This is a genomic window from Kocuria sp. TGY1127_2, assembly GCF_013394385.1.
In the GTDB taxonomy this organism is placed as follows: domain Bacteria; phylum Actinomycetota; class Actinomycetes; order Actinomycetales; family Micrococcaceae; genus Rothia.
The window spans coordinates 468483-492830 of sequence record NZ_AP022834.1 but is presented as its reverse complement, the minus strand read 5'-3'; the positions used below and the strand labels follow the sequence as shown (position 1 = coordinate 492830).

Below are 24348 nucleotides of genomic sequence, written 5' to 3'. Positions count from 1 at the left end.
TCCCGTCGTGTCAGCGGAAGGGTGACGATGCTCGCCGAACAACGCAAGAAGCGCATAGTCCAAGAGGTCCAGAAAAACGGCGCGGTTCACGTGCAGGACCTCGCCAAACTGCTGGATGTGTCCCCCATGACGGTCCGGAGGGATCTCGCTGAACTGGACGACCAGGGCTTCCTGACCAGAATTCACGGCGGAGCCGAATCCACGGCCTCAACCCTCGAACCCGCGTATGCAGAGAAAATGACCTTGAACGCCGAGGCCAAATCCGCAATCGCCCGAACGGCGGCCGACATGGTCGGCTCGAATCAATCCATAGGGTTCTCCGCCGGAACGACGTGCACACGGCTTGCCCAAGAAATCACGGGGAGGCACGACCTCGCGAATCTGACGGTGGTGACCAACTCATTGCCGGTAGCAGACGAATTCTTCAAGGCCCAGGACGTCCAGGAAGCGGACGGCAGAAAACATTCGACCCCGCACCAAGTGCTTCTGACAGGTGGAGAACGCACCCCCTCGGACGCGCTCGTGGGTCCGCTGGCCGACGCGACGCTGGGGTATCTGCACGTGGACACCCTCTTCATCGGAGCACATGGCGTCGGGCGCTCCGGGCTGACGACTCCGAACCTCGCGGAGGCCCGCACCAACAAGGTCCTGGTCCATTCGGCTCGCACCGTCGTCGCGGTATTCGATCACACCAAGTGGGGCATCACCGGCCTCGCGGGATTCGCCGACTGGCCTGAGGTCGACGTCGTGGTGACCAGCCCAGACCTGCCGGAGGACGCGCTGGAATTCTTGGAAGAAAAAATTGACAAGGTGGTCATTGCATCATGACGGAGAACGCCCTACCCCGCGTCACGCGGGGGGAACTCGCCGACGGTCGGGAAATCATCTTCTTCGATGACTCGGAACCCTATATTTCAGGGACCAGAACTCGATCGATTCACGATCCGCGTCCCCTCGAGCCTCGCCAGGTTCCTCCGCGCGAGTCGGCAAGCATTCGCATGGACCCCCTCACCGGTGAACACGTTGCACTGGCCGCCCACCGCATGAACCGCACGTTCCTGCCACCGGCGGACGAAGATCCGCTCGCGCCCGCCGGACAGGGAACCGTCCCGTCCGAGGTTCCTGAGCCGGAGTACGACGTCGTCGTGTTCGAGAATCGGTTTCCTTCACTGCAGGGCCCCTTCGAGCAGTACCGTGACGAACCCTTGTTCCAGGAGACCTCCCCCGCGGGACGGTGTGAAGTCGTCTGCTTCACTTCCCATCAGGAAGGCTCCTTCGCCGATCTGGGACACCAACGCGCTCGCACGGTAATCGAAGCATGGGCGCACCGCACGCGCGACCTGTCCGCGATCGAGGGCGTGGTTCAGGTGGTTCCGTTCGAGAACCGAGGCGAAGAGATCGGGGTGACCCTGCACCACCCGCACGGTCAGATCTATGCCTATTCCTATTTGCCTCCGCATACGGCGGCCGTTCAGAGGCAGGCCCACGAATGGCATCAGTCCACGGGCGGTGACCTGATCGGCGACGTATTGGCCGCAGAGCTCGAAGAGAAGGTCCGGGTCATCTCGGAGACGGAGCATTGGGTTGCTTATGTTCCCTTCGCAGCCAAGTGGCCGGTCGAATTCATGGTCGTTCCCCGTCGCCCGGCGAAGGACTTCACGGAATTGACCGGACAGGAGAAGGACGAACTCGCGGACCTCTATTTGGATCTCTTGGGTCGACTCAACCGCTTCTTCGAAGGCATCGAACAACTTCCATATATTTCGGCCTGGCATCAGGTTCCCGTGGCCGGAGGGGATGACATTTCCCGCATGTGGCTGCATGTGTTCTCGTTGCTCAGGTCTCCTGGAAAGTTGAAATACCTGGCCGGCTCGGAGTCTGCGATGGCCGCGTGGATCAGTGACACAACCCCCGAACGCATTGCCCTCCGATTGCAGGAAGTTGCCCAGTGAACACGCTCGCATGGAATTCGGCTCCGGACCGCAAGCAACAGATCGAGGGCGTGCGTGCTCTCTTCACCGAGGCTTACGAGGCGCAGCCATGGGCTGTCTTCTCGGCCCCCGGAAGGGTCAATCTGATCGGAGAGCACGTGGACTACAACGGCGGAACGGTGGTTCCGCTCGCGCTGCCCCACCGCACGTATGTTGCCGTGTCCCCTCGTCAGGACCACCTGGTCCGAGCCGTCTCGGCGGAGGAGCCCGGTGACTCTTTGGTCATCGATCTCGACGAGGTCGGCCCCGGACGGTTGAACAGTTGGCTGGCCTACGTGGCCGGGGTCCCCTGGGCCATGGTCGAGGAATCTCTTGCCGGGGGCCCTGATGGCAAGGATATTACGGGCGCGGACCTCGCTATCCGGTCCTCCGTGCCCGTGGGTGCGGGATTGTCCTCGTCGGCCGCGCTGGAGTGCTCGGTGGCCTTGGCCTTTGACGCGTTGGCCTCCGAGGCCGATGAGTCCAGGGCCTTGCTCGCGGATTCGGAGGAGGGCAGGGCTCGGCTCGCCACGGCTTGTATCCGCGCTGAGAATGAGATCGCGGGAGCCAGCACGGGCGGCATGGACCAGTCCATTTCCCTTCGGGCCCGTCAAGGCTCCGTCCTGACCATTGATTGCCGCGATTTTTCATCGAGTCCCCTCAAGATCGATGTGGCTCAGGCCGGTCTCTCACTGCTGGTGATCGACACTCAGGCGCCGCACCGTCTGGTCGATGGCCAGTATGCCAAACGGAGAAAAGGGTGCGAGGCCGCGGCCGAAGCTCTCGACGTTCCAACACTTCGCGATGCGCTCGGCGAACGTCCAAGCCAGGAAGACGTCGATCGTCGTCTGAAGGAATGGGATGCGATAGCCGCGGAGGGATCGATCAGCTTCCCGGAAGGGCATGATGATTCGTCGATGCGGGGCCTGGTCAGGCACATCTGGACCGAAATTCTCCGCGTGGACCGATGCGTGAGGCTCTTCGACGGCTCCGCCCCTCAGGCCGGGGACGAGGCATGGGCGTCGCTGGGCGATATCCTGAATGGTTCCCACGACTCGTTGCGGGACGACTACCGCGTCAGTTGTGCCGAACTGGACGTCGCGGTCGACGCTGCCCGGACCGCGGGCGCGTTGGGCGCCCGGATGACGGGTGGCGGTTTCGGCGGCTCAGCGATCGCGTTGGTCCGAAACGATGACGTCCAAGCCGTGGCCTCGTCGGTTGCCGAGGCGTTCGAGAAGTCCCGGTTCCGTTCTCCAGTCTTCCTCGAGGCTGTTCCCTCGCCCGCGGCGCGGCGGGATCTCTAACCCGTTCGTAGGCCGGGTCAGGAATCATCAGGCACTTCGGGCAACGGTCCCGGCGTGGTGTCGTGGCGCAATCTTTTGATCACGTTCTCTGCCGAGATCAGACACATGGGCAATCCCACGCCCGGAGCCGTCGTCGACCCGGCATAATAGAGGCCCTTGACCTTGCGGGAAGCATTCGATCCGCGCAGGAAAGCAGATTGTCCCAGGGTGTGAGCAAGTCCCAGTGCGTTGCCCCGCCAGGCATTGTATTCGTGTTCGAAGTCGCCGGGACCGGCCGTGTGGCGGATGACGATCCTGCCGGCGAGGTCGGGAATCCCCGCTCTTCGTCCAATCAACCCGATCACCGCGTCCACGATAGTTTCCAGGGATTCGTCCCCGGAAACGATGCCGTCCGCGATAGCCGGAACCGGAATGAGGACGAAGAGGTTCTCCTTCCCCTCCGGCGCGACCGAGGGATCGGTCGCCGACGGACGACACACGTAGATCGACTCGGAATACCGACCCTCGGGAGCATCCGAGCCGTCCCCCCGTCCTTTGCTCGGTCGAAAGATCGCCCGGAAATCCGGGTCCCAGTCCTGGCTGAAGACCAGAGTGTGGTGGGCCAGTTCGGGCAACTCGCCCTCGACCCCGAGATAGGCCAGAACGCATCCGATGCCCGGGTTCCTGTGCTTCCAGACAGCTTCGGGATAAGAGCGCAGTCCCCGAGGCAACAGGGCAGTCTCGGTATGGTGCAGATCTGCGGCGGAGACGACCACGTCCGTTGAAACCGTTTCCAGGGAGCCGTCCGGGCTCCGGTACCGGGTACCGCAGACCTGGCCTTTCGCGCCCCTTGACCGGCCCAAGGGCCCCGTGTCGATGGCTAGCACTTCGGAGCCAGTCCGAATCTCGACGCCGGCCTCTTCGGCCAAACGCACCAAGGAGTCGACGAACGTGCCGAAGCCGCCCTGCGGATACATCACGCCCTGGACCAGGTCGGTATGACTCATGAGCCCGTACATCGCGGGCGTTTTCCTGGGCTGGTTCGAGAGGAAAACCGCGGGATAATTCAGGATCTGGCGAAGTCGGGAATCCTCGAATCGCCGCGAGACGGCGCCTTCCATCGAGCCCAGGAGCAGCTTGATCAGGCGAGGAACCTTCCGAAGAATCTCCGGAGTCAGCACGGATCGAGGGGAGGAAAAAGTGGTGTACAAAAAGTTCGCTACCGCGAGGCGATACGTATCCGCCGCCTCGGCGAGGTAGCGACGGAGCTTCTCGCCGGCCCCCGGCTCGATGCGTTCGAAGAGCTCGGCGGCGGCATCCTCCCCCGAGACCACGTCCAACGGCTCGTGGGCACCCGAGTACACGCGGTACGCGGGATCGTTGAGAGGAACCAGGTTCAACTCACGTTCAGTCGAAGTGCCGATCAGCCGGTAGAAATGCTCGAAGGCATCCGGCATCAGGTACCAGGAAGGCCCTCGGTCCCATCGAAAGCCGCCTTCGGCCAACGTTCCGGCGCGGCCGCCGACCTCGGGGTTCTTCTCCAGGACGGTAACGGAGTAGCCCTCTCGTGAGAGCAGGATCGCCGTCGCCAGTCCCGCGACACCGGCACCGATGACCACGGCCCGAGCCGACGCACTGGGCCCCTCTTGACCTCTCCGAGGTTCAGTCATCGTTTTTCCTTCACAGGTGAGATCCCATCCACCGGACCGGGTCGGAACGATGTGAACCTCGCGGTACGGGCGCCCACGACCGCTTGGACCAGGATCTTTGCCTTCACGGCGTCGGGGACCCGTACGCGTTGATGCCGCAAGAGCGCAAGGGGAGTCCTTTCGAGACGACGGACGAGTTCACCGAAGAGCAAGTAGGCCGCCGTCACGCCAGTCCGGGACGATGCGGGAAGAGCCGGTAGAGACCTTCGGGCAATGCTGAGATCGCGCCGGATATCGGCGAGGGCTTCGTCTTTATCTCCTTCGGTTTCCAGGCCCAGATAGTCACGCCCGAGCTCTTCCTGATCCTCCGCGAGGTCCCTCAGAAAATTGATTTTCTGGAAGGCAGCCCCCAGATGCCGGGCACCGTCGACAAGGACCTTATGGTCCGGACCTTGCTTGGACCGTTCGGCCAAGAAGATATCCAGGCACATGAGCCCAATGACCTCAGCCGAACCGTAAATGTATTCGTCGAGCTCGCGGCCGGCGTACGAGCTCGTATCCGTATCGGCGCGCATGGACCTGAAGAATGCACGGATGTGTTTCTCCTGGATCGCGCACGTGCGGACAGTATCGCTGAAGGCGTGCACCACGGGGTTGGAGGAGAACCCAGTATCGATGGTCTGCATGATGTCGGCTTCGAAACGATTGAGTTCTCCGGATATCTGCTCGATGCTGAGGCCGGCTTCGGCCGCAGGTCCGTCAACGATCTCATCGGCCAGACGAACTACGGCGTAAAGATCCCGAACCCGAGATTTCACGGGTTCCCTGAGAAGACGCGTGGCGTTGCCGAAGGACGTCGAATAGCGGCCGATCACCCCGGTCGATACGGCATGGCAGGTCGCTGAGTATCTGCTGAGGTCACCCATGGTCAATTCCTTCCATACAACGGCGCGGCCGCCGCCCCGAGGTCGATTGGATGTCTGGGAGCATTGCTCACGACCCCATGAGTGGAGGCAAGACAACCAGCATGCCCAGGCTCCAGACCAGGTGGAGGGCTATGGGCGAGAACAAACGGCGCGTCGAGCGGGCCTCGAAGTAGGTCGCCCCGCCGATGATCACCGCGGCGAATACCAGGAGGGGCACGCCCATCGCGATCGTGACCGCGGTGTAGAGACCGACCGAGCACACGGCGACGACGCTCGGGCGGCCCGTGATATTGCGCGGAACCACATCTCGGAAAAACAGCTCTTCGGCAACACCGTTGACCGCCGTTGTCAGGACCGTCAGCCACAACGCACCTTGCCGAACGTTCTCGAGGAGGGAAACGACCGGATCGGCCAAAACCGGGAAAGGTCGGACCACCAATGCTCCGAGGGCGAAGACTGCCAGGAAAATGAGACCTAGGGCTGCGCCTCGGGCAAGATCTCTGCCCCACGCGGTTCGGGAGAAACTTTCTCGACCGCGTCCTTCGAACCACCAAGCGAGGACGTATACCGCCGCGGTGAAGAAAGTCGCGACGTAGAAGAGCACCGATCCCCTGTCCGCAGTTGACGCAGTCAGGAGTCCACCAGCGCCCACAAGGGCAGGAACCAGGACGACGAGCACTCGCGGGATCACCGATACGGATGCAGTGGGCATATGCATCAGTATTCCACGGCTGGCTAGGAGAAACAGTTTAGACTCAGGGTGAACCACGAAAGGAGAGCATATGACTGTCGAACACCAGGAGACCCGACTCGGTCTGGTCACGGGCGCGACGGGATATGTCGGAAGCAATGTCGTGACCGAGCTGCTGGACCGGGGATGGGCAATTAGGACTCTTTCCCGAAGCCGGGACAAAGCTTTGTCCATGCCATGGGGTGAACGGATTGTGCCCGAGGGCACGAGCGCCCGGGCGGGGCAGGTGGAAGTTGTGCAGGGCGATGCGTCCGCGGCGGAAGACGTGAAACGCGCCCTCTCCGGTGCGCACACGGCCTGGTACCTCCTGCATTCGATGTCCTCCGGCGATGACTTCATGCGTGACGAGAAGCAGATGGCCGAGACCTTCGGTGCGGCAGCCCGCGCGGCGGGCATCCGACGGATCGTCTTCCTCGGCGGACTTCATCCCGACGACGAGGAGCTCTCGGAGCATCTGGCTTCTCGCGTGGCAGTGGGCGAGATTCTCATGGATACGGGAGTCCCGACGGCGGCTTTGCAGGCGGGAGTAGTTCTGGGCGCGCAGTCCTCGTCATTTCAGATGCTTCGTCATCTGTCGGAACGTCTGCCGGGGGCGATTGGCCCCGCGTGGATCCAACACGAGATCACTCCGATCTCCGTCCGGGATGCGGTGTTTTATTTGGCGAGCGCTGCCGATCTGCCCGAAGACATGAACCGGACCTTTGACATAGGCGGACCGGACACTTTGCCGTATATCGACATGATGAAACGCTACGCCAGAACCTGGGGCAAGATCCCGCGTGTGGTGATCACCGCCCCCGTAACCACTCCCCAGCTCGCCTCGTACTGGATTTCTCTGGTCACGACGGTCGACCATTCTTTGATCAGCCCGTTGATATCGAGTCTTCTGCACGACACCGTTCTCAAGGAGCGTGACCTCGAGACAATGGTCGGCAGACCTCCCGGAGGGAACCAGTCCTTCGAAGACGCGGTTCATGATGCTCTCGACCGCCCGCAAACACGCCGGTGGACCAAGGTTTTCACGGGGGTGTCCCTGGCAGTCGGCGCGTGCGCCGTCCTCGGCTCGACCCTCACCGACCCGAAGAATTCTTGGTACAAGACTCTGGAGCTGCCTTCGTGGCAACCGCCGGCTGTGATTTTCCCCTGGGTCTGGACCACTTTGTACGCGGATATTGCGGCAATCAATGCGCTGACCATTGCAGACCTCCTGGAGAACGACGATCGCCCCGGGGCCCGTCGGCATGCTGCGGCGCTGGGCGTGAATCTTGCGCTCAATGCCGGCTGGCCGGGAATGTTCTTTCGGAGCAAGAAGCCTGCGTTCTCGACGGTGTGGGCCGCCGCCCTCACGGCAAGCTCAATCGACCTGGTGCGGCGCGCACACCGCTCGTCTCCCGAACGGGGCGTCCTCCTGGCTCCTTATGCGGCGTGGTCCGGTTTTGCCACGGTCCTCAACGGCGCGATCGCCCGACTGAACCGACCAAATAAGCACTAAGTGCGGCAATGGGCCCCTGGCACTCGCCAGGGGCCCATTGCAGTCTTTCCTGACGACTGCACGTCAGCTGGGGCGTTACCGTTCCGACGTACGGTGTTGATCACGATGAAACAGCGTGCCGCGCTCGAGAATCAGGGTCCAGATCACTATCACGGCCCATATTCCGGCGACCCATGGGGCGAAGAAAGAAAATTTCGGGACCAGAACCGTCGAGCCGATAATGATCACTGCCGCAGCCGCGCTCGTGGCCAGCAACAAGACAAGTACGAGCTGTTTATGGCCTCTTTGATACTCTGACTGATTCATGTCCAACTCCCCTGAGAGATATGGCGTATTCACTAGTCACCATACACTTTTATGTGTCGTGCAACACAGGGGCGTCTTCTTGAGCGAGTATTTTCCAGCCCGACCCAGAGGGCTCTAGTCGCCCTCGTAGGCACAGATCGCGTCAACCTTTGCCGCCGAGGAGGAATTCGGGTCGAATTCCAGCCCCAACCATTCTTTGACGAGGGTGCGTGCCAGCTCGAGTCCGACGACGCGTTCTCCCATGCACAGAACCTGAGCGTTATTGGACAGCACGGATCTCTGGACCGAGTAGATGTCGTGAGCCGTGACGGCACGAATTCCCTTGACCTTGTTCGCGGAAATTGCAACCCCGAGGCCGGTTCCGCAGATGAGCAAGGCCCGATCCGCCTCACCCGCGGCAATTTTCTCGCCGGCCGCGGTGGCCACGTTGGGGTAGTACGTCTCGTCATCCGTACCGGTCACACCGACGTCATTCACTTCCTCGACCCGCTCGTCAGCCTCGAGATCGGCTTTGAGAGCCTCTTTGTAGTTGAATCCTGCGTTGTCTCCACCGACGACGATTTTCAGGCCCATGGTGTTCTCCTTTCGTTACCGGGCATAACCCGCATTCCCTCATGATTATTTCTACAGGTTCACTCTCGGATGCGCGCTGGACGAGCTTGCCGAATGATCCACCATACCGAGGAGGATTACGCCGCAAGGAGTTTTCGCCTCAAGACTGGCTAGTATCGATGAGGCAATAAACCGGAAGGACCCCCACCCATGACCGAATATCCCGCCTTCGCCCGACCTCTCGAAATCCGTTGGTCCGATCAAGACCTCATGGGTCATGTCAATAATGCGCGCGTGCTGACCCTTATCGAGGAAGCCCGCGTCATGTGGCTGCGATCGCTCAACGGATGGGACCGCGACGTCAACCCCACCGTCGTCGTCCGCACCGAAATCAATTACCGTCGTCCAGTCCATTACGGGCCCGAACTCGTGATCGAACTTGGCATCGGTCACGTGGGCGGCACCTCCTACACCGTGACGTTCCGCGGGATCCAGGAGAACGCCGTGGTCTTCGACGGGCTGAACGTATTGGTTGGCGTGGATCCTGAGAACCTCACCCCGCGCACGCTCGGCGGCCAAGAGCGGCAACTTCTCGGTCGATACGGAACTTTTGACCCCGAGGACCCGACCGACCTCTCGGCGGCTCCGGTGAGTCACTGACGGACGAGGTCGGCGCCGCGATGGCCCGCACGTCCAATTGTGTCCTGGATCACTGAAGCGTAGGGTTTTGCTACGGAAACCAGGCGGCAACGATGCCCACGACAACAGTGACGAGGACCCCATGCTCGAAGGACTCCCTGCCACCACAGGCGACAATTATCCCCTCAACATGATTTCGCTCTTGCGCTACGCCGCAACCACCTTCCCCCAGAATGAGGTGGTGTACCGGGATTTGAACGGCTCGTGGAACAGAACGAATTACCGTCGTGAATTCGCTCGAGTCGGCAAGATGGCCGGAGCACTCTCCCGTGTGGGGATCGGCCCTGGAGACATGGTCGGAGTGCTGGACTGGAATTCCCAGCGTCACTTCGAGCTCTACTTCGCGGTTCCCGGATTGGCCGCCACCATGCTGCAGCTCAACCTACGTCTCGCCTCGGAGGATCTGGGATACGTGATCGAACACTCGGGCGCCTCCTGGGTCTGCGTTGACGAATCGCTCTTGCCCGTCGCTGAGGCCCACCGCGATGCGCCGGGCATCAAGGGGTGGATCGTCATGTCGGACCGACCCAGCGATCAGGTGGAGACCACGTTGCCCAACCCGGTTTTCCTGGAAGACCTGATGAGGGACGAACCGGAAGACTACCCCTTTGAGTGGATCGCGGAGCAAACGGCCGCTTACGCCGGGTACACGACCGGCACCACGGGCCGACCCAAAGGCATCCTCTATTCGCACCGGTCCATGTACCTGCACTCGCTCGCCGTGGTTTCTTCCCAAGCGGTTGACTACAACGCGACCATAATGCTGGTGACACCCATGTTCCACGTGATGTGCTGGGGTTTCCCTCAGGCCGCGGTCGCAGCTGCGGCCAAGGTCGTTCTTCCGGGACGATGGCAGGCGCAGGACATTGCCGTTCTCGCGCAAGCCCTCAGCGATGAGCACGTCACACTCGCCAATGGGGCACCCTCGATCCTCACCCCGATGCTGGAGTACTACCGTTCACTGCCTGAGCCTCCGGATCTCACCGGCCTGAGCATAGTGTGCGGTGCCAGCGAGCCTCCCCTGTCGCTGATGCAAGGTTTCAAGGAACTGACCGGCGGGGAGATCATCCACGCTTACGGAGCTTCCGAAACCTCGCCGTTGGTCACGACCAACGGGGACCTGCCGCCTGCCCTCTCCGACCTGTCCGACGAGGACGGATGGGACATCAGGCGCTATCAGGGTGTACCGATGCTGGGCGTCGAGATCAAGATCGAGGCCCTCGACGGTCAGCCCCAGCCGCACGACGGCGAATCGGCCGGAGAGCTATTGATCCGGGGGCCTTGGATTGCGACGTCGTACTACAATCGCCCGGATTCGGCGGACAACTTCGAGGACGGTTGGTGGCGTTCTGGAGACGTCGGTGTCATCAACGAAAACGGGTATCTCAAGTTGACGGACCGGCTCAAAGACGTGATCAAGTCAGGCGGCGAATGGATTTCTTCCATCGATATGGAGAATTCGATTCTGGACAATCCGAGGGTCGCGGAAGCCGCGGTGATCGGCGTTCCCGACCCCAAGTGGCAGGAGCGACCCGTGGCTTATGTCGTTCCCAAAGAGGGACAGACCGTCACGGAAGACAGCGTCATCGATCTGTTGTCCCAGCGGTTCGCCAAGTGGCAACTGCCGGAAAAAGTCATCGTTTCCTCTCAGCTGCCCCGCACGTCGGTGGGCAAGCTCAACAAGCGTCAGATGCGCGCGGATTACACGTCCAACCAAGCCAACTGAGGCTTTTCTGCCCTGACTCCGAGTTCTTTAAGACTTGTTCCACAGCTGGATCACAGTCTCGAACTCTAGAGTCGAAAGTACCTCAAAGGTGCGAGTGATTGACGGAGAGCGGCCCCCGGATTTATTCCGGGGGCCGCTCTTCTTAATAACCGTTGTGGTCCGCTCACCAGTTGGCCCCGCGGGTGCCGTCGGCGCCGATGCGGCCACGCAGCGATGACGCTACAGGGTATCTGCTCTGGACTGCGAGACGGCTCCGGTACGCACCTCGGCGTCGGCGACGGATTCGCCGCCCAGCGGCACGCCCTTCTTCGCCCCACCGGTCAGATCCACTATCACGCCGACGATCGCCGCCACGAAGGTCGGCACGAACCAGCCGAGGTCCTGCGAGTGTCCTGGGGACCACCCGATCAGCGGCGAGATGACCGAGGCGCCCACATTGAGGGATTCCAACGTCATGAGTGCCGCCCAGATGCTGGCGATGGTCAGTGCGAAGACGAACGTCCACTGGAGACGACGCCGAATCAGCGGCTCGATCAAGGTCAACAGGATCAAAGTGATAGCCGGAGGGTACAAGAACCCAACGATCGGGGCGGCAATTGCCAAGACCGTCTCGAGCCCGGTGGTCGATACCGCAAAAGAGATGAGGCAGAAGATGACAAGCCACGCCCGGTAGGACACGCTGGGCACGAGCTTGTTGAAGAATTCGGAGGTTGCCCCCAGAAGGCCGACCGCCGTCGACAAGCATGCGAGCACCACGATCAGCCCGAAAACGATTCCTCCCGGCATGCCCATGGTCTGATTGGCCGCGGCGGCAAGGAGTGCGGCACCGTCGGAATATTCTGCTCCATGAGGAATGAAATTACCGATGTATCCGAGGCCCAAATAGATCACCGCAAGGAAGATGCCGGCCACGATCGCGGACAGTCCGACGCCGCGCACCAATTTCGGGCCGGTCGGCAAGCCTTTGTACCGGAGAGCGGAGACGACGAGAATGCCGAACGCAAGGGCCGCAATCGAGTCCATGGTCAGATACCCGTTGACGAAGCCCGTGGCCGCGGGATGTGACGCGTAGTCGTCGACGGCGGACCCGGTTTGGTGATCGATCGTGAAAATACCCAGGACGATCAACAGGACCAGCAGGAGCAACAGCGCCGGGGTGAGGTACTTGCCGAGTTTGTCCGCCAAACCGTTGGGATTCAGCGACATCAGGAACGCGACGATGAAGAACGCCGCGGAGAATCCAGCGGCGGCCCACGTGGAATGCCATCCGAATATCGGCGTTGCCGCCGAAGAAAAGCTTACGGTCGCGGTCCTGGGCAAGGCGTAGAACGCTCCAATGGACAGATACGCCAGAATCGGGAAGACCAACCCGAAGATTCGACCTCCTCGTCGCGCGAGGTCCTGGACGTCATTGCCGGTGATGGCCACGGCGATGACCGCGAGGACGGGGAGCAGGACCCCCGTACTGATGAATCCCAGGATTGCGGGCAAGAAGTTCTCTCCGGATTCGACCCCCGTGATGGGAGGAATAATGAGGTTGCCTGCCCCGAAAAACATGGAGAAAAGCATCATCGCTGCGATGACGATGACGACCCCATTCCGGCTCTTGTGCGGCGCTTTCTGTGCCATGTGCGGCGTGGTTTCCTTTGTGCGATCGATTGGTCGGTCAGGGAGGGCGTGTCCGCCCTCAGGCTCAGGTGACAGGTTACTCTGTGTTGCCGCGAATCCTCGAGGAGGCCCAAGACCCGTCTCACGTCTTGAATTCGAAGGTCGGCACGGTGCATCGACTTCCGAAACGAGGTCGGGACTAGGCTGAAAGTTGATGCATCTCAGCTAAGGGAGGAAGAGATCATGATCCGGATCGCAGTAGCAGGAGCCACGGGATCCATCGGACGGCTCATCGTGGAAGCAGCCGAGCAGAATGATGTGGAGGTTGTCCCCCTGAGCCGGTATCACGGCGTCGATTTGTTGTCGGCAGAGGGCCTCGCGGGGAAGCTCGAAGGCGTCACCGCGGTGATTGACGCCTCTCAAGTAGGGGACCCGACGACGCAGGACCCGGTGACCCCTATCCTGGCCGCAGCACGGAATCTGATCGAGGCGTGCCGGTCCTCTAGCGTGGGACGCCTCGTGATGCTGTCGATCAATGGTGTTCAGGATGAGGGACTGCGGCAGTTTCCGTTCTACGACGCCCGCGCGCGGCAGGAGGAGGCTGTCGCTGAATCCGGTCTGGTGCACACGATCGTGAGAAGCTCCCAGTGGTTCGAATTCGCCCTCAACCCAGCGGCCATCGTCGAGGAGGAAGACGCCGTGGTGGCCCAAAACTGGTACATCCAGCCCGCGGCGGCTCGCAGTGTAGCCCGATACTTGGTCCGAGCGGCACTCGGAGAACACGGCGAGGGCGTGGTCACGGTTTGCGGCCCTGACGCGCTTCGGCTCCCTGAGCTCACGGAAGCCGTACTGCGTCACCGTGGTGACAACCGACCGGTTAACGTTGAGGAACCACCGCTTCCAGGCCTGGGAGATGGGAAGCTGCTGGCCCCGGCGGACTCGGATATCGTTACCCCATCTCTCGACGAATGGCTTGCCGAGCAGCGATAGGACTGTTTGCGAACCCGTTCTGAGGTCTCTGGCAGAGTTTTGCCCGCCGGCGACAAGGCTCTTAGCAGTTCATGTTCAGTTCGGATCCCTATATTGGGGAGTGCCTCATAGGTGCGAGTGATTGACGAGAAACGGCCCCCGGTTTGAAACCGGGGGCCGTTTTTCGTGTGCTCGAAGCGGTGCCGTCTTGCACGGGTGCCCTAGCCGAACAGCCCGCCTCCGCGACGCCCGCCGCCTCGGCGAGAGGTACCGAACAGCCCCCGGACAAGCTCGCGCCCGACCTGGGAAGCGACATTCGTGCCGACCCGCATGATGGCGTCGTTGCGTTTGCGACGATCGCGGCCCTCGTCCTGTTGTGGCTCTTTCGTGGACTGTGCCCGGTCGGACTGATCGGCTTTTCCCGCGTCCGGTTCCTTCTCCCGCGGCTGCGCCGCTTGGTCCTTCTCATTGAGTTTCTCGAAAGCGGAATAGGAGTCGACGACCTTGGAGTACTTGGGGGCGAGCTCGCTGTTCTGCACCACTTCATCCACTTTTTCCGGTGAGGCTGGCGCCATTCGCGACTGCGGCGCGTACATACGCGTCCACGCCACGGGCGAGGGCGCTCCCGTATCGGTCATGACTGTCACGATCGCCTCGCCGATCCCTGCAGAAGTCAGCAGTGACTCGAGATCGTAGGCGGACTTGGGGAAAGTCGAGACCGTTGCTTTGAGTGCTTTGGCATCTTCCGGAGTGAATGCGCGCAACGCATGCTGAACCCTGTTGGCCAGCTGCCCCAAGACATCTCCCGGAACATCCTTGGGCGTCTGCGTGATGAAGAAAATGCCGACGCCTTTGGAGCGGATGAGCCGCACGGTCTGAGTGATGGATTCGAGGAACGCTTTGGAGGCTCCGTTGAAGAGTAGATGGGCCTCATCGAGAAAGAACACGAGCTTCGGTTTGTCGACGTCGCCGACTTCCGGCAGGTGTTCGAAGAGGTCCGCCAGCAACCACATGAGGAACGTGGAGAAAAGCTGAGGCTTGGACTGCAGGTTGGCCAATTCGAGCGCCGAGATGATCCCTCGGCCGTCTTGAGCCGTGCGGAGCAGCTCTTCCGTGTCGAACTGAGGTTCGCCGAAGAACTTGTCCATCCCGTCGGACTCAAGGCCCACGATCTTCCGAAGGATCACGCCTGCCGTTGCCTTGGACAATCCTCCCAGCTCTCCGAGTGCCTGCTTTCCCTCGTCAGAGGTCAGGAATTGAATCACTGCCCGGAGGTCGGCAAGGTTGTACAGCTCGAGTTCGTGTTGGTCCGCGTAGTGAAAGATCAGCTGAAGACTGGATTCCTGGGTTTCGTTGAGGTCCATCACGCGCGAGAGCAGGATTGGGCCGAAGGAATGAATCGTGGAACGAACAGGGACTCCCTTGCCGTCTCCGCCGAGTGAGTAGAACTCCGTGGGGTAAGACTGCGCCTCCCATTGCTGCCCGATGGCCGAGCTCCGACTTTTCAGCTTTTCACTGGAATCGCCAGGCTCCGCCAGACCTGACAGATCACCTTTGACGTCGGCCAAGAAAACTGGAACACCATTCGCAGAGAGTTGCTCGGCCATCGACTGAAGCGTTTTGGTCTTTCCGGTGCCGGTCGCCCCTGCCACCAACCCGTGACGGTTCATCATGGACAGGGGAAGGGCCACCGGAACATCCGGTTGCGGTTCGCCGCCGCTCATCGCCACACCGAGGCTTACGGTTTCTCCTGCGAATCTATATCCGTTCGCGATTTTTTCGAGCTGTTCGTCATTAGCCATGTCACATACGTTACCCATTCAGCGGGCCACTGGAGCGTCTCGGAAACAAATTGTGGATATCCAATTTGATGCTCTCCATCCACTCCGTCACTGATTGCTGACGAGGCACATCGCAAGTTCCCCGGAAGATAGGCTGGCTCCGGGAGGGGGCGACCTTGCTCCCCCGTCCGTAGCTTCGGGTCTTCAGCAGTCCACCCCGATCACCGTCAGGAGATAGCCATGAAAAACATGTCCGACGTATTCCTCGTGTGCCTCTGCGTATTCGGTATAGCTCTCGTCGCGGAGCTCATCATGTCCTACATAGGCGGAATCAGCCCATGGATCCTCGTGGTCATCGTCCTCCTCGCGATTCCTGCTTCCATCCTGCTGGTGAGGTGGAGAAACCGACGGGACGGCCCGCAGTGACGTACGCCTTTTAGGACATTTGTGGCTGACCGCTCTTCCCGTGCGCTCATCGGGCGCATAGCGTGAGCGCATCAGCCCGATCCGATGGCAGGACCGGCCCGCAAGCATGACGAGGAGTCCCCATGTCCCTGACCCTGAATCCCTATTTGACGTTCTCTGGTGACGCCCGTGCGGCTCTGAACTTCTATCACGAAGCCCTCGGTGGCGAACTGACGGTCGCCACATTCGCCGACTTCGAGGCCCCAGTCCCCGAGGACGCCGCCAACCTGGTCATGCACGGCCAATTGGTGACCCGAACCGGAATCACCATTCTCGCCTCGGACGGAGGGATCATGGACCAGGCGACTCCCGGACTGGGCAACCCGCAGGTCGAAGTGGCCCTCCTGGGCAGCGCATCGGAAGACGAGAACGCCGCTCGAGGCTGGTTCGAAGGCCTCTCCCAAGGCGGAGAAGTCACGATGCCCCTGGAAAAAGCCCCCTGGGGTGACGTATTCGGGTCCTTCACGGACCAATTCGGCATTCGTTGGATGATCAACTTGGAGGCGCCCAAGGGACAGTAGTTCGACACGGTCGAGAATCAGCCGAAGTCACCTTCCGCCCTGATGTACCCCCAGGTCATGCGGGAATTTAGTTAAGGTACTATTGACAAAAACTCATGGGCCCAGGTGCCCCTGGCCTTGAAAGTTCGCTATGACCGCTACCACCTCAACCACGGCATCCCGCACCGAACGGCTCGACCATTTGCCGCTGTCGCGAAAGCACCTGCGCCTCCTCGGCGGTTCAGGAATCGGTTGGGCGCTCGACGCCATGGACGTCGGACTCATTTCCTTCATCATGGCCGCACTCGCGGCGCATTGGGGGTTGAACGCTACCCAGACGTCGTGGCTGGGTTCCATCGGATTCGTCGGCATGGCGCTCGGAGCCGCACTCGGTGGCCTACTGGCCGACAAATTCGGCAGACGCAAGGTCTTCGCTCTGACACTGTTGGTCTACGGCTTGGCCACGGGAGCATCGGCCCTTTCGGCCGGATTGGGTACGTTATTGGCCTTGCGGTTTATCGTGGGCCTGGGTCTCGGAGCCGAGTTGCCGGTCGCCTCGACCCTCGTATCCGAATTCTCGCCGCGCTCGATCCGGGGCCGCATGGTCGTGATTCTCGAGGCATTTTGGGCCATCGGCTGGATTGCCGCAGCGTTGATCGGCACTTTCGTCGTCACAGCCTCGCCCGACGGGTGGAGGTGGGCCCTCGCCCTGGGATGCATCCCGGCGCTCTACGCATTGGCGGTCCGCTTCGGCTTCCCCGAGTCCGTGCGATTTTTGGAATCCAGGGGTCGACACCAAGAGGCCGAGACCATCGTCCGCTCCTTTGAGGAGGCCTCGGGACAGGACTGGCGTTCGGAATCGGAGCACTCTACCCAACCGGCCAGGACCGCAGAACCGAGCAAGTCTTCAGGGGCAGAGTCTGTCTGGTCCCCGCGCCTGCGTCAGAGAACCCTGGCCTTCTGGATCATTTGGTTTTGCATCAACCTGTCCTACTACGGAGCCTTCATTTGGATTCCGTCGCTTCTCCACGCCCAGGGATACACATTGGTCAAGTCTTTCAGCTTCACGCTGGTCATGACTCTCGCCCAGATCCCCGGCTATGCACTGTCGGCACTCCTGATCGAGAGATGGGGGCGGCGCTCAACCCTTGCAACCTTCCTGATTGGATCCGCAGGCGCCGCGGCCCTGTTCGGCGTCTCGACGAGCGACTGGTCCATCATCTTCACGGGATGCCTCCTATCCTTCTTCAATCTCGGAGCATGGGGCGCCTTGTATGCCATCGGTCCGGAGCTGTACCCCACGGCCATCCGCGGCACAGGAACCGGAGCCGCGGCGGGATTCGGACGCATCGCTTCCATCATTGCCCCACTCATCGCTCCCCCGATACTTCTCCTCGGTGGACCATTGGCCCTCTTCAGCCTCTTCGCGGCCGCGTTCCTCGCCGCCGCTTTCGCCGCGCTCGCCCTCCCCGAGCTGAGAGGTCGCGCTCTGGAGTAAGCCGTCGCACTCCGGGCAGCAAAGGTGGGGCGGCGTCGGGCCAAGATATACGACGCCACCCCACCCGGCCTCCGCGAAAGTCGGCTTCGTTGCTCAACGTTGAGACGAATGCCTGAGGACCTCGGAGGGACACCTCCCCGGAGGCTTCCCCGGCTTGTGGCCGAAGGCGAAGGAGCCAGCGCGCTGCCGCCGCGTCACGTATGGCCCGAGCTCATGTGAGTGCGCGATGTGTCCTCAGAGGATACCGGCACTCTGGTACGTCCGTGACCAGGCCTTCCGACGTTGATATGCCGACCGCACGGGCCTATTCAAGCGGCACAGCCCCAGGTGAGGCGGCAGCTCCGGGCCGACCGCACTCCTCGTCGACCAACCATTGCACGAGTGACTAAAATCACTTCAAATTTTTGTTTCGGCGTGAGTATTTCTCGTTTCCCGACAGCCCCAAGGAGTACGTGCACTCGCTGACCCGCCGGCCATCTTGGCTCGCGGCAATAGATTCCAGGTGCATGCCTATCCGCTCGCACAGCGCACGGGATGCCGAGTTGGCCTCGTCGGCAACGGCAATGACGCGGTCGATCTCCCATCGCCGAGGCGCCTCGGCCAGGACAACACCAACCGCCTCGGTCGCATATCCCTGCGATCCGAAATCTGGATTGAACACGAATCCGAGTTCAGCCTCCCGAGGATCCTTCCCGCGGACCAGACCGACCTCACCCACGACGACGGCTGGACTCCGCAGCTCGACGAAGAGGACCAGCTCATCTCCCGACCTCATGAAATCGACGGATGAGTATGAGGCGATCTCCCGTCGCGTCTTCTGGCGCGTCCAGATTCCCCCGCGAAGGTACCGTGCCACATCAGGTCGAGAGCGGTAAGACAGCACGTCTTCAACGTCTTCTGCGCGGGGCAGTCGCAACCTGAGCCGGGAAGTTTCGATCATGGTCCGACTATAGGTCGAGCAGCAGAACCATAGAATTGCCGCATGACCATTACCGTGCGCCCCGCGACCGTGCGAGATGCACCCGGCATAGCCCAAGTGCATGTCGGATCTTGGCGGGAAACCTATCGTGGGTTGATGCCAGATGAAATCCTTGACGCCCCGGATCTGCTGAATCGTCGCCTTGAGATGTGGAAAGCCTCTCTCACGGAGGCTCGATGGCGCGAGCGCAGGATTTCGGTCGCCGAGCTCGAAGGCCGCATCGTGGGCGGAGCGATGGTGGGTTCGCCGAGAGACAACGACTCCAGCGGCGATGCCGTTCTCTACGTCCTTTACACATACAACGTGGTGCATGGAGCCGGGGCGGGGGCAAAACTGCTCTCAGCCGTGACGAGGCTCGACGAAGAAACCTCGCTGTGGGTGGCGGACCCGAACCCGCGGGCTCAAGCCTTCTACACCAAGCATGGTTTCGTGGCCGACGGAACACGGGTATTCGACGAGAGATTCCACATCAGCGAGATCAGAATGATCAGGACGCCACAGTCCGTGGCTCCCTGAACCGTGCCGAGATCCGGAATGCAAAAACCCCTGAACCTTTGACGAATCAAAAGCACAGGGGCTTGACTGGCGGAGGATGGGGGATTTGAACCCCCGAGGGCGTGAACCCAACACGCGTTCCAGGCGTGCGCCATAGGCCGCTAGGCGAATCCTCCAGGTGTTGCTCGATCCCGGCTAAACCGGAACCTCACGAAAGCGAACGGATTCGAGCTTACACAAGCGGGACCGACAGTGACAACTCGCTTTCCCCAAAGGTGGCACAGAACACGATCAGCTGGTGTGACAGGTGAACGGCGGCTGAGCTAAGCTATCGGAAGCCCCTCGCGTGGCGTCATCTTGAAAAACTCCCCCAGGACCGGAAGGTAGCAAGGGTATTCGGGCTCTGACGGGTGCGCGAGGGGTCTTCACATTAAAGCCCCACTACATCGGCATATCCCGCACCGTTCAAGGGTTACTGCAACGTACGCCAACCGGTTTCGTCCACAGGTCCGGCCTCACTGCTTAAACTGTCGGTCGGAACCAGTAGTGTTTCCTATGTGAGCACAGCCCTGTACCGCCGTTATCGACCCGAGACGTTCGAAGACGTCATCGGGCAAGAGCACGTGACCAACCCCCTCATGACAGCGTTGCAGAAGAATCGCGTGAACCACGCTTATCTCTTCTCCGGCCCTCGCGGATGCGGAAAAACCACCTCCGCGCGGATCCTCGCCCGCTGCCTCAACTGCGCCGAAGGCCCTACCGCACGTCCTTGTGGCAAATGCGAGTCCTGCGTCGATCTCGCTCGCGACGGCGCGGGGTCGCTGGACGTCATCGAGATGGACGCCGCATCCCACGGCGGCGTCGACCACGCCCGCGACCTTCGCGAACGAGCAACGTTCGCCCCTGTTCGAGATCGCTACAAGATCTTCATCATCGACGAGGCCCATATGGTCACTCGGGAGGGTTTCAACGCCCTGCTCAAGATCGTCGAAGAGCCCCCCGAGCACATCAAATTCATCTTTGCGACCACCGAACCGAATAAGGTCCTCGGAACCATTCGGTCACGCACGCACCACTACCCGTTCCGCCTCGTGGCTCCCGAAGTACTGCGGGGCTATCTCAACCACCTGTGCGACAAGGAAAGCATCCAGGTCGAACAGGGAGTTCTGCCCTTAGTCGTGCGAGCCGGTGGCGGATCAGTGCGGGATTCGCTGTCGGTCCTCGATCAGCTCATGGCCGGAGCCTCCGAAAGCGGAATCACGTATGACCTTGCCGTCGCCCTTCTCGGCTTCACCCACGCCGAATTGCTCGACGGGGTCGTGGATGCATTTGCGGCCGGAGACTCCCCTGCCGTATTCCACGCGGTGGACCGCGTTGTTCAGACCGGCCAGGATCCACGTCGTTTCGTCGAAGACCTCCTGGAGCGTTTCCGTGACCTGATCATCGTCAAGGCCGTTCCCGAATCCGCGGCACAGATTTTGCACGGCATGCCCGAGGATCAGATCGATCGAATGCGCGGCCAGGCCACTCAGCTGGGCGCCTCGGAGCTGTCCCGTGCGGCCGACATCGCCAATACCGCTCTGACGGAAATGACCGGGGCCACCAGCCCGCAACTGCACCTCGAACTTCTCTGCGCCAGAATCCTCCTTCCCACTGCGGACGACACGTCACGTGGCGTCAACGCGCGAGTGGACCGTCTCGAGCGGCGCATCAACTTCGGTTCCGTCGGAGCCGTACAGGCTCCCCTGCAGTCGGACCCGGCGGCGGCCACCACACCGGAGACCCCGGCCCAACATATTGCCGCCGAGGCTGTCAGCCAGGCCCCGGAGCCCACCGAAGAAGTCCCCGCATCCGGCGCGAGCGCACGTGAAGCGGCCCTGTCTTTGGCTCGCAAGAGCCGCGAGTCCGCAACGGAGGAAGCGGAATTGTCGGTCGAGCGAACCGCGGAAGAGCCTTCGGAGGACCACGCCGAGGCCGCTGAAGCACCACAACCGCGTCCGAACGACGAGACCGAGCAAGCACCACTCTCCCCGGCAGACCAAGAGCAGCCTGCCGCCGCCCCCGCACAGGAGACTTCCGCTCCCGACTCGGGCCAGGTGAACATGATCGAACGTTCATGGGCCGACGTCGTGGCCGCAGTCGGAAAGTACTCCAAGGTCGGCCAGGCCACTTTCCGCGAGTGCAGGCCAACACGCTTCGACAACGGCGTACTGTATGTGACCTCGAGCGGGCCGGGTATTCAGAGCCGCGTCGAACGCTTTGCCTCCGCGCTGAGCGGTGCACTCAAAGACACTTTGGGCCTTGAATGCGCCGTTTCACTCGACGACGGTCGCCCCGGCGGCGGGCCCGGCCGCGGCAGTTCCGAGCCCAACGGCAGCGGCCCCAGCGGTCAAGGCTCGTCCACCAGGGACCAGAATTCCCACGTTGCCCAAGGCCGCCGACCTGAGAATGCGCCGGCCCGGACCCCACAGGCTGCCGCAACCGAGGCGGACGACTGGCCCGGAGAAGAAGCTTGGAATCCAGCCGTCCGTCAGGCGCAATCGAAGGACCACCCCGCCGCTGAGACCACCGATTCCCCGCTCTCGTCGCGGGGAACCGTACAATCCCCGTCAACAGGAGCCGGCGATCCTTCCCCGATCATCCCGGAAGGCAGTCGAGGCGGGGAAGAAGCCTGGCAAAAACACGGCATTCCGCTCTCCCCTGATGAAGATTCCGATGAGCCTGAATGGTCCGAGGACTCCTCGGGTGAGTCCTTCACCGGCTGGAAAGTCGCTCCGATACCCAGCGATGAGGCCCCTCAGCCCGATGGTGGCAGACGAGAGGTATCGGCTTCGGAGACTGCTGGCTCAGCGGGCCCGGAATCCACGGAATCTTCGACCGTCCCAACGGGGAATTCTTCTACCCACCTGCACGTTGTCAAAGAAGACGAAGACACAAACCACAATGGTCAGCCTTCTAGGGACTCAGACTCTTTGGGCACGCAGCCGTCCGGGGAGAGCGAAGCCATCGCCGCCCCCGTGGAGGACGGGCCTCAGGGGTCTGACGCGAGTAGCGACGGGTCCGCCGAGGCCGAAGCGCGCGCGGGGCACCCATCGGCACCGGCGGCAGAAGAACGTCTATCGTCGCACGACTGGTCCGTAGCCGCGCGACAAGCCGGGGCTCCCGGAAAGGCTGTCGACGGCAGGGAGTGCGGTTGGCGTTATTCGGGCCCTGAGTCGGAGGAAAGCGCCAGCGAACATCCCTCCAAGTGGGGGCAGCGCATGCCGCATCTCACCGAAGTCGACGGCGGCGCACCAGAGCGCGGGACCCAAACGACTGCGACCACGAACCAGAATTCCCCTATCCCCGGCGGAGAGAAATCACGTCACCTGCACGCCGTGCGGGATGATGAAGAGGCTCAGCCGGGTAGGCCTCAAGGCCCGGCCTCAAGCCAGGCTGAGCAGACCGACTCAGGCGACGCACCCGGGGAGCAGTCCGCACCGTTCCGAGAACGGCACGCGGATGCCATTGAGGCGGGTTCCGGCAGCCCGTCGGGACCCGCGGTGGTTCGTGGCAGAAACGGCAATGTCCCCATCGATCCGAACGCCCCAGAGCCTCCGGACGACGAATGGGACGACTTCGTTCCCTCGCCTCACGATGAAGACATCGAGGACTCCTCAGTCTTCGGACAGGCAGCGATCGAAACCATCCTGGGTGGCCGTGTGCTCGAAGAACGGCCGCATCACCGGGGGTAAGTCCCCTGGTCAACAACACATTGGGTGGGTCGTGAAGACCCTCCGGAAGAGTGAGGATTCTTGTACCAAGGAGCAGTTCAGGACTTGATCGATGAACTTGGGCGTCTGCCCGGCGTCGGGCCCAAGTCCGCTCAGCGCATCGCCTTTTACATCCTCAATTCGCCCGCGGACGAGATGGAGAAACTTTCCGCGGCCATCACCACTGTCAAGGCCAAGGTTTCCTTCTGCGAAATCTGCGGCAACATTTCCGAGGCACCGAAATGCTCGATCTGTCGGGACGCCCGCCGGGACTCGTCGCTCATTTGCGTCGTCGAAGAGCCCAAGGATGTTTCCGCCATTGAACGAACTGGCAGCTTCACAGGTCGCTATCACGTCCTGGGAGGCTCGATTAACCCTATGCAGGGCATCGGGCCGGAGCGACTGCGCATTCGCGAACTCGTGACACGGCTGGCCGACGAGGAGGTCCAAGAGATCATTCTGGCCATGGACCCCAACCTCGAAGGCGAAGCCACGGCGACCTACCTTTCCCGCATGCTCACGCCCATTGGCATCACCGTCTCCAGACTCGCATCCGGCCTCCCCGTCGGCGGTGACCTCGAGTACGCCGACGAAATTACGCTCGGACGGGCTATGGAAGGCCGCAGGATACTGACCGCGGGCCAGCGTCAAACCGCATCGCCCGAAACTCCGGAGACGGACGATTCTCTTCCGGGAAACGACGCCGAGGAAACCGCCGTGACCAGCGACGAGCCGGTCGAGGAATCACCGAGGACCAACGAAGGAAAAATCGAGGCACCCGCGGAACAAGCAGACCCCAACCGTCGGTATCCAACGCCCCGGCGAGGAGAGAAGTTCGCCAACCCCTGGGCCGACTGACACCGCTCAGGAACCGACCAAAAGGTGATCCGCGACGCATATGTGACGTGATGACCTACTCAATCGCGCCTTGATGTGTCACATAGTGG

The 24348-nt window shown here is 61.7% G+C and carries 21 protein-coding genes, 1 tRNA gene and 1 other RNA gene; 14 read left to right on the top strand and 9 right to left on the bottom strand.

Translation table 11 applies throughout. The features are described from left to right. The first annotated feature begins 27 nt into the window (after nt 1-27). From sake_RS02165 to galK, 3 genes are read left to right on the top strand one after another with little or no spacing between them, the layout of a single operon-like run. On the top strand, nt 28-828 hold the full coding sequence (locus tag sake_RS02165) for a DeoR/GlpR family DNA-binding transcription regulator (RefSeq protein WP_129358722.1): 801 nt from the start codon (nt 28-30) through the stop codon (nt 826-828). Next, nucleotides 825-1952 carry a galactose-1-phosphate uridylyltransferase gene (galT, locus tag sake_RS02160; RefSeq protein ID WP_178945359.1) on the top strand — a complete coding sequence of 376 codons (1128 nt, stop codon included), beginning with the start codon at nt 825-827 and terminating at the stop codon, nt 1950-1952. The genes sake_RS02165 and galT overlap by 4 nt, the downstream gene beginning before the upstream one ends. Next, nucleotides 1949-3274, top strand: coding sequence for a galactokinase (galK, locus tag sake_RS02155; RefSeq protein ID WP_129358717.1), 1326 nt, complete (start codon nt 1949-1951; stop codon nt 3272-3274). The genes galT and galK overlap by 4 nt, the downstream gene beginning before the upstream one ends. A 17-nt stretch (nt 3275-3291) precedes the next feature. Here the strand turns inward: galK and crtI are convergent, their stop codons facing one another. The 3 genes from crtI to sake_RS02140 all read right to left on the bottom strand — a co-directional run bounded on the left by crtI (nt 3292) and on the right by sake_RS02140 (nt 6540). Beyond that, nucleotides 3292-4923 carry a phytoene desaturase family protein gene (gene crtI, locus sake_RS02150; protein WP_129358715.1) on the bottom strand — a complete coding sequence of 544 codons (1632 nt, stop codon included), beginning with the start codon at nt 4921-4923 and terminating at the stop codon, nt 3292-3294. Beyond that, entirely contained in the window at nt 4920-5828 is a 909-nt protein-coding gene (locus sake_RS02145) for a squalene/phytoene synthase family protein (protein ID WP_178945358.1), read from the bottom strand. The genes crtI and sake_RS02145 overlap by 4 nt, the downstream gene beginning before the upstream one ends. Before the next feature lie 67 nt (nt 5829-5895). After that, nucleotides 5896-6540: a CPBP family intramembrane glutamic endopeptidase gene (locus sake_RS02140; protein ID WP_178945357.1), complete on the bottom strand. Its 645-nt coding sequence runs from the start codon at nt 6538-6540 to the stop codon at nt 5896-5898. 70 nt (nt 6541-6610) lie between these two features. On the opposite strand from sake_RS02140, the gene sake_RS02135 reads away from it, so the two are divergent. Beyond that, the gene (locus tag sake_RS02135) at nt 6611-8071 is read left to right on the top strand and encodes a tryptophan-rich sensory protein (RefSeq protein WP_178945356.1); all 1461 of its coding nucleotides are present in this window, start codon (nt 6611-6613) and stop codon (nt 8069-8071) included. Nucleotides 8072-8146: 75 nt separating this feature from the next. Here the strand turns inward: sake_RS02135 and sake_RS02130 are convergent, their stop codons facing one another. Beyond that, entirely contained in the window at nt 8147-8377 is a 231-nt protein-coding gene (locus tag sake_RS02130) for a hypothetical protein (protein WP_129358707.1), read from the bottom strand. 114 nt (nt 8378-8491) lie between these two features. Then, nucleotides 8492-8950, bottom strand: a complete 459-nt coding sequence (locus sake_RS02125) for a ribose-5-phosphate isomerase (protein ID WP_178945355.1) — start codon at nt 8948-8950, stop codon at nt 8492-8494. A gap of 189 nt (nt 8951-9139) precedes the next feature. Between sake_RS02125 and sake_RS02120 the strand changes: the two genes are divergently transcribed. Next, nucleotides 9140-9589 carry a thioesterase family protein gene (locus sake_RS02120; RefSeq protein WP_178945354.1) on the top strand — a complete coding sequence of 150 codons (450 nt, stop codon included), beginning with the start codon at nt 9140-9142 and terminating at the stop codon, nt 9587-9589. A gap of 67 nt (nt 9590-9656) precedes the next feature. Continuing rightward, nucleotides 9657-11354, top strand: coding sequence for a long-chain-fatty-acid--CoA ligase (locus sake_RS02115; protein ID WP_243155723.1), 1698 nt, complete (start codon nt 9657-9659; stop codon nt 11352-11354). A 219-nt stretch (nt 11355-11573) separates the two neighbouring features. On the opposite strand, the gene brnQ is transcribed toward sake_RS02115, so the two are convergent. Beyond that, nucleotides 11574-12983 carry a branched-chain amino acid transport system II carrier protein gene (gene brnQ / locus sake_RS02110; protein WP_178945353.1) on the bottom strand — a complete coding sequence of 470 codons (1410 nt, stop codon included), beginning with the start codon at nt 12981-12983 and terminating at the stop codon, nt 11574-11576. 222 nt (nt 12984-13205) lie between these two features. Between brnQ and sake_RS02105 the strand changes: the two genes are divergently transcribed. Then, nucleotides 13206-13952, top strand: a complete 747-nt coding sequence (locus sake_RS02105) for an SDR family oxidoreductase (RefSeq protein ID WP_178945352.1) — start codon at nt 13206-13208, stop codon at nt 13950-13952. A 200-nt stretch (nt 13953-14152) separates the two neighbouring features. On the opposite strand, the gene sake_RS02100 is transcribed toward sake_RS02105, so the two are convergent. Beyond that, the gene (locus sake_RS02100) at nt 14153-15733 is read right to left on the bottom strand and encodes a helicase HerA-like domain-containing protein (RefSeq protein ID WP_129358697.1); all 1581 of its coding nucleotides are present in this window, start codon (nt 15731-15733) and stop codon (nt 14153-14155) included. Nucleotides 15734-15952: 219 nt separating this feature from the next. Here sake_RS02100 and sake_RS02095 point away from each other — a divergent pair, with 219 nt between their 5' ends. The 3 genes from sake_RS02095 (at nt 15953) to sake_RS02085 (ending at nt 18175) form a co-directional block, all read left to right on the top strand. Continuing rightward, nucleotides 15953-16138, top strand: coding sequence for a hypothetical protein (locus tag sake_RS02095; protein WP_129358695.1), 186 nt, complete (start codon nt 15953-15955; stop codon nt 16136-16138). A gap of 122 nt (nt 16139-16260) precedes the next feature. Then, the gene (locus tag sake_RS02090) at nt 16261-16698 is read left to right on the top strand and encodes a VOC family protein (protein WP_129358693.1); all 438 of its coding nucleotides are present in this window, start codon (nt 16261-16263) and stop codon (nt 16696-16698) included. 130 nt (nt 16699-16828) lie between these two features. Next, a complete protein-coding gene (locus sake_RS02085; RefSeq protein ID WP_129358690.1) occupies nt 16829-18175 on the top strand; it encodes an MFS transporter in 1347 nt (448 codons plus the stop codon). A gap of 391 nt (nt 18176-18566) precedes the next feature. Here sake_RS02085 and sake_RS02080 read toward each other — a convergent pair whose 3' ends face one another. Next, complete coding sequence (locus tag sake_RS02080) at nt 18567-19115, bottom strand: GNAT family N-acetyltransferase (RefSeq protein WP_129358688.1); 549 nt, start codon at nt 19113-19115, stop codon at nt 18567-18569. Between the two features lie 42 nt (nt 19116-19157). On the opposite strand from sake_RS02080, the gene sake_RS02075 reads away from it, so the two are divergent. Beyond that, nucleotides 19158-19670 carry a GNAT family N-acetyltransferase gene (locus sake_RS02075; RefSeq protein ID WP_197964448.1) on the top strand — a complete coding sequence of 171 codons (513 nt, stop codon included), beginning with the start codon at nt 19158-19160 and terminating at the stop codon, nt 19668-19670. A gap of 67 nt (nt 19671-19737) precedes the next feature. On the opposite strand, the gene sake_RS02070 is transcribed toward sake_RS02075, so the two are convergent. Then, nucleotides 19738-19825 (bottom strand) — tRNA-Ser (locus sake_RS02070). A 157-nt stretch (nt 19826-19982) separates the two neighbouring features. Between sake_RS02070 and ffs the strand changes: the two genes are divergently transcribed. The 3 genes from ffs (at nt 19983) to recR (ending at nt 24259) form a co-directional block, all read left to right on the top strand. Next, an RNA gene (gene ffs / locus sake_RS02065) (signal recognition particle sRNA small type) lies at nt 19983-20079 on the top strand. Between the two features lie 127 nt (nt 20080-20206). Then, nucleotides 20207-23383: a DNA polymerase III subunit gamma and tau gene (locus sake_RS02060; protein ID WP_178945351.1), complete on the top strand. Its 3177-nt coding sequence runs from the start codon at nt 20207-20209 to the stop codon at nt 23381-23383. 84 nt (nt 23384-23467) lie between these two features. Beyond that, nucleotides 23468-24259 (top strand): recombination mediator RecR, encoded by a 792-nt coding sequence (gene recR / locus sake_RS02055; RefSeq protein ID WP_371811913.1) that lies wholly within the window; start codon nt 23468-23470, stop codon nt 24257-24259. Nucleotides 24260-24348: the final 89 nt, after the last annotated feature.

Bases quoted from the DNA above. Each gene is read 5' to 3' on its own strand.
- sake_RS02165 (WP_129358722.1), top strand. From the start codon at position 28: ATGCTCGCCGAACAACGCAAGAAGCGCATAGTCCAAGAGGTCCAGAAA.
- galT (WP_178945359.1), top strand. From the start codon at position 825: ATGACGGAGAACGCCCTACCCCGCGTCACGCGGGGGGAACTCGCCGAC.
- crtI (WP_129358715.1), bottom strand. From the start codon at position 4,923: ATGACTGAACCTCGGAGAGGTCAAGAGGGGCCCAGTGCGTCGGCTCGG.
- sake_RS02145 (WP_178945358.1), bottom strand. From the start codon at position 5,828: ATGGGTGACCTCAGCAGATACTCAGCGACCTGCCATGCCGTATCGACC.
- sake_RS02140 (WP_178945357.1), bottom strand. From the start codon at position 6,540: ATGCCCACTGCATCCGTATCGGTGATCCCGCGAGTGCTCGTCGTCCTG.
- sake_RS02135 (WP_178945356.1), top strand. From the start codon at position 6,611: ATGACTGTCGAACACCAGGAGACCCGACTCGGTCTGGTCACGGGCGCG.
- sake_RS02130 (WP_129358707.1), bottom strand. From the start codon at position 8,377: ATGAATCAGTCAGAGTATCAAAGAGGCCATAAACAGCTCGTACTTGTC.
- sake_RS02125 (WP_178945355.1), bottom strand. From the start codon at position 8,950: ATGGGCCTGAAAATCGTCGTCGGTGGAGACAACGCAGGATTCAACTAC.
- sake_RS02120 (WP_178945354.1), top strand. From the start codon at position 9,140: ATGACCGAATATCCCGCCTTCGCCCGACCTCTCGAAATCCGTTGGTCC.
- brnQ (WP_178945353.1), bottom strand. From the start codon at position 12,983: ATGGCACAGAAAGCGCCGCACAAGAGCCGGAATGGGGTCGTCATCGTC.
- sake_RS02105 (WP_178945352.1), top strand. From the start codon at position 13,206: ATGATCCGGATCGCAGTAGCAGGAGCCACGGGATCCATCGGACGGCTC.
- sake_RS02100 (WP_129358697.1), bottom strand. From the start codon at position 15,733: ATGGCTAATGACGAACAGCTCGAAAAAATCGCGAACGGATATAGATTC.
- sake_RS02095 (WP_129358695.1), top strand. From the start codon at position 15,953: ATGAAAAACATGTCCGACGTATTCCTCGTGTGCCTCTGCGTATTCGGT.
- sake_RS02090 (WP_129358693.1), top strand. From the start codon at position 16,261: ATGTCCCTGACCCTGAATCCCTATTTGACGTTCTCTGGTGACGCCCGT.
- sake_RS02085 (WP_129358690.1), top strand. From the start codon at position 16,829: ATGACCGCTACCACCTCAACCACGGCATCCCGCACCGAACGGCTCGAC.
- sake_RS02080 (WP_129358688.1), bottom strand. From the start codon at position 19,115: ATGATCGAAACTTCCCGGCTCAGGTTGCGACTGCCCCGCGCAGAAGAC.
- sake_RS02075 (WP_197964448.1), top strand. From the start codon at position 19,158: ATGACCATTACCGTGCGCCCCGCGACCGTGCGAGATGCACCCGGCATA.